Here is a 12,765-nt window from a genome sequence, read left to right on the forward strand (position 1 = left end):
GCGCCGCATGCGCCGCCTGCTTTCCCGATACGGCGCCCGCTGGGCGCTCGCCCTGGTGCTCATCGTCGTCGCCGAACTGCAGGTGCTGCATTACCTCCCGACCACGCTGGTCGACCGACTGGACGTGTTCGCCTACGACGTGCGGATGCGGGTGCAGGCCGGCGGCCTGGATCCGCGCGTGGTGATCGTGGACATCGACGAGAAAAGCCTGGCGGCGCTCGGCCGCTGGCCGTGGAGCAGGGACACCATCGCGCGGCTGGTGGACAAGCTCGACAACAAGTACTTCGTGCGCACGGTCGGCTTCGACGTCGTGTTTTCCGAGGCCGACAACAGCTCCGGCTACAGCAAGCTCGAAGCGCTGGCGCACAATGAGCTGAAGGAGGTCGAGGGCTTCGGCGAGCTGGTGCGCGCGCTGAAGCCGCGCTTCGACTACGACGCCCGCCTGGCGCGTGCGCTTGACGGACGGCCGACGGTGCTCGGCTACTACCTGTCCAACGAGGAGGAGGCAGTCAGCAAGGGCATGTTGCCGCCGCCTGCCTTTGCCGCCCCGGACCTCGGTGGATACAGCGTGGACGCCTATGCCTACCGGGCCTATACCGGCAACCTCGACAAGCTGCAGGAAGCGGCGCGCGCCGGCGGCTTCTTCAATCCGACGCCCGATGCCGACGGCACCATCCGCCGCCTGCCCCTGCTGGTCCGTGTCGGCGACGCGTACCACGAGTCCCTCGCGCTGGCCACCGCCCGCGTGGCGCTCGGTGCCACGGCGGTCGTCCCGGTGTTCTTCACGGAGGACGAGACGCTGCTCAGCGGCGAAGCCCACCAGCAGTACGGCGCGCTGAAGGCCATCCGGCTCAACAGCAAGCCCCGTCCCACCGTGATTCCCCTCGACCGCGACCTCACTGCGCTGGTGCACTACCGCGGCACCGGCGGGCCGCGCGGCGGCCAGTACCGCTACGTGTCCGCGGTCGACGTGCTGCAGGAGAAGGTGCCGATGGAGACGCTGGCCGATGCCATCGTGCTGGTCGGCACCACCTCTGCGGGGCTGAAGGACCTGCGGGCGACGCCGGTCAATATCGATTATCCCGGTGTCGAACTGCACGCCAACATCATCAGTTCCATTCTGGATGCGCAGTTCAAGCACGAGCCGGATTTCAGCATCGGCATCCAGCAGCTGCAGACCGCCTTCATCGGCATTGCGCTCGGCCTGCTGCTGCCGGTGCTGGCGCCGCTGTCGGCGATCGCGGTCTCGCTCGGCGCGGCGGCCGGCGTGGTGGCGCTCAACCTGTGGATGTACCAGTCGCTGGACTGGGTGCTCCCGGTGGCGGTGCCGCTGCTGCTGGCGGCGGCGCTGTTCATCGCCAACCTCGCCTGGGGTTACCTGTTCGAGTACCGGAAGGGGCGGGCAATGGTCAACCTGTTCGGCGAGTACGTCGCGCCGGAACTGGTGGCGGAGATGGCTGCCAACCCGGAGAGCTACAGCATGGAGGGCGAAAGCCGTGAACTCACCGTGCTGTTCTGCGACGTGCGCGGCTTCACCACGATCTCCGAGGGTCTCGACCCGAATGCGCTGCGCGAATACATCAACCTTTACCTGACGGCGATGTCGGAGGATATCCGGGGCAATCGCGGCACCCTCGACAAGTACATCGGCGACGCGGTGATGGCGTTCTGGGGGGCGCCTGTCGCGCTGCCCGACCACGCCGCGCGCGCGGTCGCCACCGCGCTCCGGATGCAGGCGACGGCGGCCGGACTGAACAAGGATTTCGAAGCCCGCAACTGGCCGCCCCTGAAGATCGGCATCGGCCTCAACACCGGGGAAATGCGGGTCGGCGACATGGGATCGAAGATCCGTCGCGCTTATACGGTGATGGGCGATGCGGTTAACCTGTCATCGCGACTGGAAGGCATCACGAAGGTCTATGGCGTCGGCATCGCGGTCGGCGCGGCGACCAGGGCGGCCGCGCCGCAATACGCCTACCGCGAGCTCGACCGGGTGCGGGTGAAGGGGAAGAATGCGCCGGTGCCCATCTACGAACCGATCGACCTCGAGGCAGAGCTCGATGCCGCCCGTCGCGACGAGCTGGCGCAGTGGCACCAGGCCCTGGCCCTGGTGCGCGCACAGCAGTGGGATGCGGCCGGGGCGCTGTTGCATGCCCTGCTGGAGATCGATCCCGGCAGCGGCCTGTACCGCCTCTATATGGAGCGCATCGACTGGTACCGGCAGCATCCGCCGGGCGACGATTGGGACGGCGTCACCACGTTCGAAACGAAGTAGGCAGGGCAAACCTGCGGTGTGCCTGTCACGCCGCGGTGTGTCCGTCATCGTCGAGCCGGTCGCGCATGCTGCCGAAGTGCAGCGCGTATTGCCGGGTCAGCTCGGCGCCGAAGAAGAAGATCTGGGCAGAGTAGTACACCCAAAGCAGCAGGGCGATCACCGATCCGGCCGCGCCATAGCTGTCGGCCACGTCCCTGCCGCCGAGATAGGCGCCGATCAGGTTCCTGCCGACCCCGAACAGCAGGGTGGTCACCAGCGCCCCGACGATGACGTCGCGCCACGGCAGGTGCACCTGCGGCAGCAGCTTGAAGATTGCCGCGAACAGTCCCGCGATGACGAGGAAGGAAATGCCGGAGGACAGCGGCAGCAGGATGAAGGCGGCCTGTGCCCAATAGCCGGACACCTCCTTCTGCAGCACCGACAGCGCGGCATTCACCGACAGCGAGACCAGCAGCAGGAAGGCCAGCACCAGGATCATGCCGAACGAAAGCAGGCGCGTGCGAATGAACTCGATGATGCCGGACTGGTGCGAAGGCGGCACGCGCCAGATCTGATCGAGACTGTCCTTGAGCTCGCCGAACACGGTGGTCGCGCCGACTGCCAGCAGGAACAGGGCGGCGACCGTGGCGGCCAGCCCGGTCTTTTCGTTGCGGGCATTGGCAAGCAGCAGCTGTATTGCCTCCGCCCCCGCGTCGCCGACAAGTCCGTTGATCTCGTTGAAGATGGCGCCGCGCGCCGCCTCCTCGCCGAACACCGCGCCCGCGATGGCAAGGACCATCACCAGGATCGGCGCGAGCGAAAACAGGGTGTAGTAGGCGAGCGCCGCGCCCTTGCTCGCTGCCCGGTCTTCGACCCAGCTTCCGGCGGCCGCCACCAGCATCCGGCGAAGCTGGTGCAACAGCGGGCGGCGGGGCAGGGCGGCCATGCGGATACCGTGGGGGAAGTGGGAATGAGCCGATTATGTCCGCCGGCCCCGGGTCCGCCCTGATCTTCCACAAGCGAATCCGCCTGCGGGATTTGTGGCAGCGCAGGCGCCGCTCAGGAGGCCCCGCCGGCGCGGCCGCGCCTTTCGTGCCCGCGCACCAGGCGGCCGGGCGAAACCGCCGCGCGGCATGCGTCGCGCAATCCCGCCGCGGCGCTCTCGTAGTTGAAACGGCCGACGATCGAGATACTGCTGGCCGATGCCTCTTCCCAGGCGCGCCGGTCCTGCAGCAGCGCCGCGGCATGGTCGGCCCAGGTGCCGACGTCGAGTTCGGCCACGCTGCCGTTGCGGCCGTCGATCACCAGTTCGCCTGCAACGCCCGCTTCCGGCGAGACCAGGACCGGCAGGCCGGCGGCACAGGCCTCGTTGGTGACCACGCCCCAGGGATCCCAGCGGGTCGGGAACAGGAAGATGCGCGCGGCGGCATAGATCGCCGGCAGGTCATCGTGCGAGACGAAGCCGCGGAAGCTTGCGTTGACCTTGCCGGCGTGCCGGGCGGCCGCATCGCGCAGTGCCTGTTCCTCGTTGCCCGCGCCGACGAACATGATGCTGACCCGTCGCTGCAGGCGTTCGGCGGCGGCGATCGCCACCTCGAGCGCGAACAGCGGATTCTTGACGGCCTCGATCCGTCCGCAGAACAGGAAGTCGACCGGACGGTCGTCGAACGCGGCGCCATTGGCGAACTCGTCGTTGTCGACGCACAGGCAGGAGGTATAGCGCCGCGCGACAGGAATGCGGTACTGCTCGAACAGGCGGTGTCCGCCCCGGCTCGCCGCAACGAAGCTGCGCGAGCGGGCATACACGATGCGGCGGACGGTACGATGCAGACTGCTCAGGCCCTGCTCGGAGATATCGGTGCCGTCGGTCATGACGACATGCGGTATGCCGCGCGCAACCGCATACGCGAACGCATAAAGATGGGTCGGGTTGAATCCGCCCGTCACCACCACGTCCGGCGCGAATCTGCGCAGCGCGGAGATCACGCCGGGGTTATTGTGAATGTAGCGTCCATTGCGGGTGATGACGTGTTCGCGCAGGAACACGTGCCCGAAATCCAGTGGCGGAATTTCCCACTGGCGGTTGGGCTCGCGCCGGCTGCACAGGACGACCTGCAGCGCGACGTCGGGCATGCGCGCCAGCGTCCTGTAGAACGGCACGCGGTACGGCGGCAGCTCATTGGAAATGAGGGCGATCCTCAGCATGGGTAAGTCTCTTCGTTATTGATTCTTTTTGGTGCAGTCGCGTTTGCGCCTGCCCGATAACCTGCAGGACCGGGGCAGCATGCCCGGCCACGCAATGAATGAGTTGCGCTGCAGCGCACGGTTCCTTGCACATGCCGTCTACCTGCAGCCAGCTTGACCGATGCCAATGTCAGGACGACGACACGCAACGCCGTGCAAGGAAAACGCCGCCGCGCGAACCGCTACAATGGCTGCGCCGCGGCCTTCCGGCTGATCTGCCGCAAGCCGGCCGGTTTTTTTGCTTTTTCTGTGTCCGAGCCGCAAACCGGGAAGCCTATCGCGCTTTTCTTTTGCTAGAATCAGACCCTTTTCTAGAAAGGAATATTGATGAACAAGACCGAACTCGTCGATGCCATCGCCGCTGAATGCGATCTGTCCAAGGTCGCTGCACAGCGTGCACTCGATTCCGCGATCAACAACATCGTCAAGGCCGTGAAGGCAGGCGACACGGTACAGCTGGTCGGTTTCGGCAGCTTCGGCTGCGGCAGCCGCGCAGAGCGCACCGGCCGCAATCCGCGTACCGGCGAGGAGATCAAGATTGCCGCCGCGAAGACCGTGAAGTTCACCGCCGGCAAGGCATTCAAGGACGCGGTCAACGGCTGATCGCCACCGGGCCCGGGGGCGAAAGCAGGAAGCCTCGCCGCCGGCGCGAAGCTTCCGGTTTTCACCCGCTCGCCGTTTCCCCGTTTCCTGGTTTGCGATTTTCGTCGCTTCGCGCGGCGGAGGTCGTCATCGACAGCGCGGCCTTCGCGCATCGCCTTCACCACAGCTGCCCTGCATCTGCAAAGCCGGGGGCCCGTCCTGGCGCCTCAAGCATCACATCTCGCGCATCGTGCTCATCGTGCGACAGCGGCGCGGTTCAGCGTTTTTCCCCTGTTTCCATCTCGGCACGCGAGGCAGCCGCGAGCAGCTTGAGGATGTCCGCCACTTTCGCCGGCTTCACCAGGTGGTGGTCGAATCCTGCCTGCCTCGAACGCGCGAAGTCATGCGGTTGTCCGTACCCCGTCAAGGCGATGAGCAGCGCATTGGCATGTGCCGGCTGCGCACGTAGCTGCCTGGCCAGTGCGTAGCCGTCCATGTCGGGAAGGCCGACATCGAGCAGGAACACCCGCGGCGCGATGGCGCCGGCTTTTTCCAATGCCTGCCCGGCATTGAAGCAGGCGCTCGCGTCGTAGCCGCCCGCCCGCAGCAGCATCGTCAGGCTTTCGGCGGCATCGACGTTGTCGTCGACAATCATCACCCGCATGCCGGTTTCGGCATGACGCGCCTGTGCCGGTTCCTCCGGTAGCGCATCGTTCACCGCCGAAGGCAGCAGGCGCGGCAGTGTCACTGCGAAGGTGCTCCCCTTGCCAGGGCCGTCGCTGTATGCGGCAACCTGGCCGCCATGCAGCTCGACCAGGTTTTTCACCAGCGGCAGACCAAGGCCGAGGCCGCCCTGCGAGCGATCGGGTGCCCGCTCGGCCTGCGTGAACAGTTCGAACACGTGCGGCAACAGCGCCGCCGCGATGCCGACGCCGTTGTCCTGCACGAGGATGCGGACGTCGCTGTCGTCCGCGGCGAGCCTCAACGCGATCGAGCCGCCATCCGGCGTGTACCTGGCGGCGTTGTTGAGCAGGTTGGCCACCACTTGCACGAGGCGCGTGCGGTCGCCGCAGGCGAACAGCGCATCGTCGTCGGCCTGGACCGCGAGACGATGCCCGCGCGCCGCGATCAGCGAACGCACCTGTTCCACCGCACCGGCGACGACGCTGTGCATTTCCACCGGCTGCATGTCGAGCTTGATCAATCCGCCGGTGACGCGCGCGACGTCGAGCAGGTCGTCCACCAGTCCGGACATGTGCGCAACCTGGCGCGCGATGACGTCGCTGGCCTGGTTGATGCGCGGATTGTCGGCGCTTTGCAGGCGGAGCAGTTCGGCCGCATTGCTGATCGGCGCGAGCGGGTTGCGCAGTTCGTGCGCGAGCATCGCCAGGAACTCGTCCTTGCGCCGGTCGGCGGCGCGCAGCGCCTCGTGCGCGCGTTTTCTCTCCGTGACGTCGTAGCCTTCGACAAAGATGCCGGACACCGTGCCGTCGTGCTCCGTCAACGGCTGGTAGACGAAGTCGACGTAGTGCTCGGTGTCCGCCGCGTCCGGGTCGCGTCGCAGGCGGATTTGTGCCTCGCTGGCGAAGTAGGGCTCGCCGCTGCGGTAGACCTGGTCCAGCCGTTCGATGAAGGCCTGTCCTTCCAGTTCCGGCATGGCGTCACGCACCGTCCTGCCGATCAGCAGGCGGGTGCCGACCAGGCGCGTGAACGCCGCATTGGCCAGTTCGAAGACATGATCCGGTCCGCGCAGCACTGCCATGAAACCCGGTGCCTGCTCGAACAGCTTGCGCAGGCGCTGGTGTTCGGCCGCGAGCTGGGCATTCAGCGCCTCCTCGGCCCGGCGCCGTTGTTCTTCGGCGCGCGCGAGTTCGAGCGCGGCCCAGGTCCGCTCCGTCACATGTTCGGCGAGCATCACCTCGTCCGCAGTCCAGCACCGCGGCGCCGGATCGTGCAGGTACATCAGCGCATGCAGCCGGCCGCCCTTGCGCAGCGGCACCGCAAGCACGGCGCGGGCGCCGCAGGCGGCATAGGTGGCGGCGCAGGGCGCGGTCAATGCTGCGGCCTCGACGTCGTCGACACAGATGGTGTGACCCTCGCGCAGCGCCTGCAGGGCCGCCTTGCCGAAGGCACGCAACGGGCCCGCCGCGCCGGCCAGCGGCGCCAGGCGCCCATCGGTCCATTCGCCGGCAACCGATATCGTATCGTCCGGCGGCGCCACCTCGCCGTAGCCGGCACGCGCGACGCGCAGCAGGCGGCCGATCGCTTCCGATGTCGTCGACATGATCGTCGCGGACTCGGTGAGGCCGCGCACGCGGTCCGCCAGCTGCAGCTGGAATTCCTGGCGGCGCTCCAGCAGGACGCGCGCCGTGGTCTCGGTGCATGCGCACAGCATGCCCGCAATCCTGCCGCTCTCGTCGCGCGCCGGCGAGTACGAGAACGTGAACCAGGTCTGTTCCTCGTGTCCGTTGCGCAGCATCAGCAGCGGCAGGTCTTCGTGGAACGTGGCCTCGCCGGCGAGGGCGCGCCCGACCAGCGGGCTGACCACGTCCCAGATCTCTTCCCAGATGTCGCGGAAGCGGCCGCCCATTGCTTCCGGATGCTTTGCGCCCAGTACTTCCGCATAGGGGGCGTTGTAGATGAAGCCGAGCTCCGGCCCCCAGGCAAGGAACATCGGAAACTTGGAATCGAGCATCATGCCCGCCAGGGTGCGCAGCGCCGGCGACCAGGTCTCGGGGTGGCCGAGAGGCGAGCGCGACCAGTCGCGCTCGCGCATCAGCGCCCGCATCGCATCATCGCCGGACAGGAAATCGAAGTCCCGCGACATCGTCATTCTTTCGCTCCCGGCGAGCTCGCCGGCGTCGCGGCGGATAGGGCGCGGGGAATGCTGGTCCGGTTCATGTCGGGTTTCTTCTCTTCGCGTTCGATGCGTATGGGGTGACAGCGTGCGCTGCGACAGGTTCGCAATGACGGTCTGCAGGGAGGGGCGAAGTGCGGGACAATACGGCGCATGCATCCAACCGCCAATCGAAGAAGCGCGACAGCGCCATTGCTGCTTGCCCTCACACTGTTCCTTGTCAGCCTCAATCTGCGTCCGGCCCTCTCCGGCATTGCGCCCCTGCTGGAAGCCCTGCGTGCTGCGACCGGCCTGTCGGCGGCCGGCGCCGGGGTCCTCACCACGCTGCCGGTGCTCTGTTTCGGCCTGATCGCGCCGCTCGGTGCTTTGCTGGCCGCCCGCTTTTCGACCCGCCGCACGATCCTGGGCTGCCTGCTGCTGCTTGCGGCGAGCCTCGCCCTGCGGGTGCTTGGCGGCTTGCCGGCACTTTTCGCGGGAACGTTTTTCGCCGGCGCCGCGATCGGCATCGTGATGGTACTGCTGCCAGGAATCATCAAGCGCGACTTTGCGCAAAGCATCGGACCGATGACGGGGCTTTACACGATGGCCCTTTCCCTGGGGGCCGCGCTCGGCGCGGGCCTGGCGGTGCCACTGCAGCAGCTGGGCGCCGGCGACTGGCGCATCTCGCTGGCCTTCTGGGCCTTGCCGGCGCTTGCCGGCGCAGCGGCCTGGGCGGCCGCCGCGCCGCCGGACCCGGCGGCGCCCGCCGAGAGCCGCGGCCGGCCGGCAGGATTGCGCAGCCTTGCCGGCAGTCCCCTGGCCTGGCAGGTCGCCGGCTACATGGGACTGCAGTCCCTGCTGGCCTACTGCGTGTTCGGCTGGCTGCCAACCATCCTGATCGACCGCGGATTGAGTCCGCTCGCCGCCGGCGCGGTGCTGTCGGTGTCGATCGCGGCGCAACTTCCGGCCACGCTGGTGGCGCCGTGGATGGCCGGCAGGGGCAAGGACCAGCGCGGCGCGGTCCTGGGCCTGGTCGTGCTGATGATGGCGGGCCTGTTCGGCGCCATGTATGCGCCGCTCGGACAGGTATGGTGGTGGGCGGTGATCCTCGGTGTGGGGCAGGGCAGTTCCTTCACGGTGGCCACGCTGCTCGTGGTGCTGCGCTCCCCTGACGCGCGTACCGTGGCTGCCCTGTCCGGCATGACCCAGCTGGTCGGCTATCTGCTGGCCGCGTGCGGTCCCTTCCTCACCGGACTGCTGTACGGCTGGACCGGCGGCTGGGATGCGCCGGCCCTGTTCTTTGCCGTGGCCGCGCTGTCGGCCCTGGCCGCCGGCCTGGGCGCCGGGCGCAAGCTGCATGTGCACCCCGGCGGAATCGTGCGGCAATGAGCGTTGTCAGCGTGAACCTCGTTCGCCGCCGGTAGAATCCCCGCATTCCCACCCTTCCTTCGCCAGGTTCTTTTCATATGGGAAACACCCCTCAGGCTGCGCCGGCCCGTCCGCGCTGGCGCTGGCTGCGCCGCCTGCTTGCCGGCGCAGTGATCCTGCTGTGCCTGTACACGCTGTTCGGCTTCCTGCTGTTGCCCGCGCTGGTCAAGTCGCAGGCGGAGCAGCGTATCGGCGACAAGCTGCAGCGCGCCGCGCACATCGGGAGCGTCGAATTCAATCCGTTCACCCTTGCGCTCGGCATGCATGATTTCAGGCTGATGGAGCCGGACGGCAAGACCGTGTTCGCCTCGGCGGATGCGTTGCGCGTCAATCTCGCGGCGGAGTCCCTGCTCCAGCTGGCGCCGGTGATCCAGCAACTGCGCCTGGATGGACCGCGCCTGCACCTGGTGCGCAAGGATGCGCACAGCTACAACTTCGACGACATCCTGGCACGGCTCGACCAGGAACCGCCTTCCGAGGAGCGGGCGCGCTTCGCCGTGAACAACATCGAAGTCGCCGGCGGCCGCATCGACTTCGACGACCGTCCGGCGAAGGCCAGGCACGTGGTGGCCGACATCCAGCTTGGCGTACCCTTCATCTCGTCGCTGCCGTCGCAGGTGGAAATCTTCGTGCAGCCGCTGCTGAGCGCGAAGGTCAACAACACGCCTTTCGTCCTCAAGGGAAAGGCGCGTCCGTTCGCCGACACCCGCGAGGCGACGCTGGCGCTGCAGGCGGACGACGTCGACCTCACCCGGTATCTCGGCTACCTGCCGTCGCGCCTGCGGGTGCGGGTGGGAAGCGGGCGCCTCGACATCGACATGACCGCCAGCTTCCGGCAGGCGCCGGACAAGGCGCCCGCGCTGGTGCTCGACGGCGAGGCCCGGGTGCAGGCGCTGCAGGTGCTGGAGCCCGACGGCCGTCCGGTGCTCAAGCTGGCGGAACTGGTGCTCGGGCTGAAGCAGGCGAATGTGCTCGCGCCGCGCATCGACATCGCGCGCCTGACGGCGACCGGCCTGCAGGCCGATGCCGCCCGCGGGCCGGACCGCATCTGGAATTTCTCCCGCCTGCTGCCCGCGACACCGGACAGCGCGCCGCCACCGCCCGCGGGCAATGCGCCGGCCGCGGGCGGTCTGGCCGGGGTGACGCTGCAGGAATTCAGCCTGCGTGACGCGATGCTGCGCTATGCCGACCATTACACCCCGCAGCGGGTGACGCTGGAGCGGTTCGACCTCGGCGTGCGCAAGCTTGCCGTCGACCTGCAGAAGCGGAACATCCGCATCGGCGAGATCACTTCTTCCCGCGCCGACCTGCTGATGCTGCCGGCTGCTGCATCAGGTGCTGCCGACGTGTCCGGGCCGCTCGGGGCGACGCGGGGACAGCCGGCGCCGGCGAAGCCGCCGGCACGGGAGGGAGCGAAGCAGGCCCCGAAAGGCGTATCGAAGGCGGGACCGAAGCCGGGACCGAAGGAAGCATCGCAGGAAACACCGAAGGAAGCGACGGGCGCGCGGCCCTACCAGTACGCGATCGACGCGGTGCGCATCTCCGGCTGGTCGGCGCGACTGGAGGACGGCGCACAGGCGCAGCCGGCGTCGACCACCGTCGCCCCGCTGACGCTCACCGTGCGCAATCTGTCCTCGGCCCCGGGCGCGCTGGCACAGGTCGCACTGGACGCCGGCGTTAATCGCACCGGCCGCCTGGCGGCGGAGGGCAGCATCGCGCTCGTGCCGCTGCAGGCCGACCTCAGGCTCGACCTGAAGGCGGTCGACCTGCTGCCGCTGCAGCCCTATGTCACCCAGCACATCAACCTGCGCATGACGCGCGGCAACCTGAACGCGAACGGCAGGCTGCAACTGGCGATGGACAAGGAGCAGGGGCTGCAGGGCGGCTTCAAGGGGGATGCCGGCCTGGGCAATCTCGCCACCGTCGAGAAGGATGACAACACCGATTTCCTGCGCTGGAAGACGCTGGCGATGTCGGGCGTCGACCTCCGGCTGCAGCCGCTGGCGCTGTCCATCGAAAACGTCGCGCTGGACGATTTCTTCGCCCGGCTGATCATCGATGCGAACGGACGCATCAATCTGCAGGACGTGATCCGCGCCGCCCCTGCGGCCGCCCCGGCCGCCCCCGCAGCCGCGGCCGCGCCTGCGCCCGCCCCGGCCGGCACATCGACCGCGCGGGCGCCCGCGAAGAACCCGCCGATCACGGTGCGCAAGGTGACGCTGCAGGGCGGCCGGGTGCGCTTCACCGACAACTTCATCAAGCCCAACTACAGCGCCAGCCTGTCGCAGTTCGGCGGCGTCGTGTCGGGACTGTCCTCCGACCCGGCCAGCAGCGCTGCAGTCGATCTGCGCGGCGAAGTCAACAATGCCCCGCTGTCGGTGGTCGGCCGCCTCAATCCGCTGCGGGGCGATCTTTTCCTCGACCTGAAGGCGACGGTGCGCGGCATGGAACTGGCGCCGCTTTCGCCCTATTCCGGGCGCTACGTGGGCTACGGCATCGAGAAAGGCAAGATGTCCTTTGAAGTCGCCTACCGGATCGAGGAGCGCCGGCTCAACGCGGAGAACCGCCTGGTCCTGGACCAGCTGGTATTCGGCGACAGGATCGACAGCCCCGATGCGCCCAGCCTGCCGGTGCGGTTCGCCGCGGCGCTGCTCAGCGACAGCAACGGCGTCATCGATATCAACCTGCCGATCGCCGGTTCCTTCGACGATCCCCAGTTTTCCGTCGGCGGTTTGCTGCTGCGGGTGCTCGGCAATGTGATCGTCAAGGCCGCCAGCCAGCCGTTCCGGCTGCTCGGGGCGATGTTCGGTGGCGGCGGCGAGGAAGAGCTGTCGACCCTGGAGTTCGAAGCCGGTCGCGCGCAGCTGCGGCCGGACGCGGAGAGCAAGCTCGGCACGGTCGCCCGTGCGCTGGCCGAGCGGCCGGCACTGAAACTGGACATCGCCGGCCGGGTCGATCCCCGGTCCGACCTGCCGGGGCTCAAGCGCGCCGCGGTGGACCGCAAGGTGCGCAGTCTGAAGGCGAGGGATCTGGCTGCCGGCGGCGGCGAGGCGCCGCGCCCGGGCAGCGTGAGCGTGACGCCGGAAGAGTATCCCGACCTGCTGCGCCGGGTCTACCAGGAGGAGCCCTTCGACAAGCCGCGCAACCTGCTCGGGCTGCCGAAGTCGCTGCCTGTGGAGGAGATGGAGAGGATGATTGCCGAGCATGCCGCGCCGGACCAGGACGATCTGGTCGCGCTGGGCAACCAGCGGGCAGCGACGGTGCGCAACTGGCTGGTCAGGAACGGACAGGTACCCGCCGAGCGCATTTTCCTGCTGGCGCCTCGCATCGGCACGCCCGAGGGCGGGCAGGGCGGCACCCGCGCCGAACTTGCGCTGCACTGAGCGGCGCCGGCGGCACGGAAAAAGCTTGTAACTCCGTT

Annotated in this window: 8 protein-coding genes; 5 read left to right on the plus strand and 3 right to left on the minus strand. The window is 68.2% G+C overall.

From position 1 onward, the window contains the following. The first annotated feature begins 7 nt into the window (after positions 1–7). The gene (locus tag VIM12_RS18670; protein WP_331943473.1) at positions 8–2,275 is read left to right on the plus strand and encodes an adenylate/guanylate cyclase domain-containing protein; all 2,268 of its coding nucleotides are present in this window, start codon (positions 8–10) and stop codon (positions 2,273–2,275) included. Between the two features lie 25 nt (positions 2,276–2,300). Here VIM12_RS18670 and VIM12_RS18675 read toward each other — a convergent pair whose 3' ends face one another. Together VIM12_RS18675 and VIM12_RS18680 are read right to left on the minus strand one after the other, a co-directional pair. Beyond that, a complete protein-coding gene (locus tag VIM12_RS18675) occupies positions 2,301–3,200 on the minus strand; it encodes a YihY/virulence factor BrkB family protein (RefSeq protein WP_331943475.1) in 900 nt (299 codons plus the stop codon). A 113-nt stretch (positions 3,201–3,313) separates the two neighbouring features. Then, a complete protein-coding gene (locus VIM12_RS18680; RefSeq protein ID WP_331943477.1) occupies positions 3,314–4,459 on the minus strand; it encodes a glycosyltransferase family 4 protein in 1,146 nt (381 codons plus the stop codon). Positions 4,460–4,612: 153 nt separating this feature from the next. On the opposite strand from VIM12_RS18680, the gene VIM12_RS18685 reads away from it, so the two are divergent. Next, a complete protein-coding gene (locus VIM12_RS18685) occupies positions 4,613–4,795 on the plus strand; it encodes a hypothetical protein (RefSeq protein ID WP_331943479.1) in 183 nt (60 codons plus the stop codon). A gap of 30 nt (positions 4,796–4,825) precedes the next feature. Beyond that, a complete protein-coding gene (locus VIM12_RS18690) occupies positions 4,826–5,101 on the plus strand; it encodes an HU family DNA-binding protein (RefSeq protein ID WP_331943481.1) in 276 nt (91 codons plus the stop codon). A 256-nt stretch (positions 5,102–5,357) separates the two neighbouring features. Here the strand turns inward: VIM12_RS18690 and VIM12_RS18695 are convergent, their stop codons facing one another. Then, entirely contained in the window at positions 5,358–7,913 is a 2,556-nt protein-coding gene (locus tag VIM12_RS18695) for a hybrid sensor histidine kinase/response regulator (RefSeq protein ID WP_331943482.1), read from the minus strand. Between the two features lie 177 nt (positions 7,914–8,090). Between VIM12_RS18695 and VIM12_RS18700 the strand changes: the two genes are divergently transcribed. Then, positions 8,091–9,305, plus strand: a complete 1,215-nt coding sequence (locus tag VIM12_RS18700) for an MFS transporter (protein WP_331943484.1) — start codon at positions 8,091–8,093, stop codon at positions 9,303–9,305. A 77-nt stretch (positions 9,306–9,382) separates the two neighbouring features. Next, complete coding sequence (locus tag VIM12_RS18705; RefSeq protein WP_331943485.1) at positions 9,383–12,727, plus strand: DUF748 domain-containing protein; 3,345 nt, start codon at positions 9,383–9,385, stop codon at positions 12,725–12,727. Positions 12,728–12,765 lie beyond the last annotated feature (38 nt).

Source organism: Noviherbaspirillum sp. (assembly GCF_036563305.1).
In the GTDB taxonomy this organism is placed as follows: Bacteria; Pseudomonadota; Gammaproteobacteria; order Burkholderiales; family Burkholderiaceae_D; genus Noviherbaspirillum.

Excerpts from the sequence above, each read along its gene's own strand:
- VIM12_RS18670 (WP_331943473.1), top strand. The coding sequence starts at position 8 with ATGCGCCGCCTGCTTTCCCGATACGGCGCCCGCTGGGCGCTCGCCCTG.
- VIM12_RS18675 (WP_331943475.1), bottom strand. The coding sequence starts at position 3,200 with ATGGCCGCCCTGCCCCGCCGCCCGCTGTTGCACCAGCTTCGCCGGATG.
- VIM12_RS18680 (WP_331943477.1), bottom strand. The coding sequence starts at position 4,459 with ATGCTGAGGATCGCCCTCATTTCCAATGAGCTGCCGCCGTACCGCGTG.
- VIM12_RS18690 (WP_331943481.1), top strand. The coding sequence starts at position 4,826 with ATGAACAAGACCGAACTCGTCGATGCCATCGCCGCTGAATGCGATCTG.
- VIM12_RS18695 (WP_331943482.1), bottom strand. The coding sequence starts at position 7,913 with ATGACGATGTCGCGGGACTTCGATTTCCTGTCCGGCGATGATGCGATG.
- VIM12_RS18700 (WP_331943484.1), top strand. The coding sequence starts at position 8,091 with ATGCATCCAACCGCCAATCGAAGAAGCGCGACAGCGCCATTGCTGCTT.
- VIM12_RS18705 (WP_331943485.1), top strand. The coding sequence starts at position 9,383 with ATGGGAAACACCCCTCAGGCTGCGCCGGCCCGTCCGCGCTGGCGCTGG.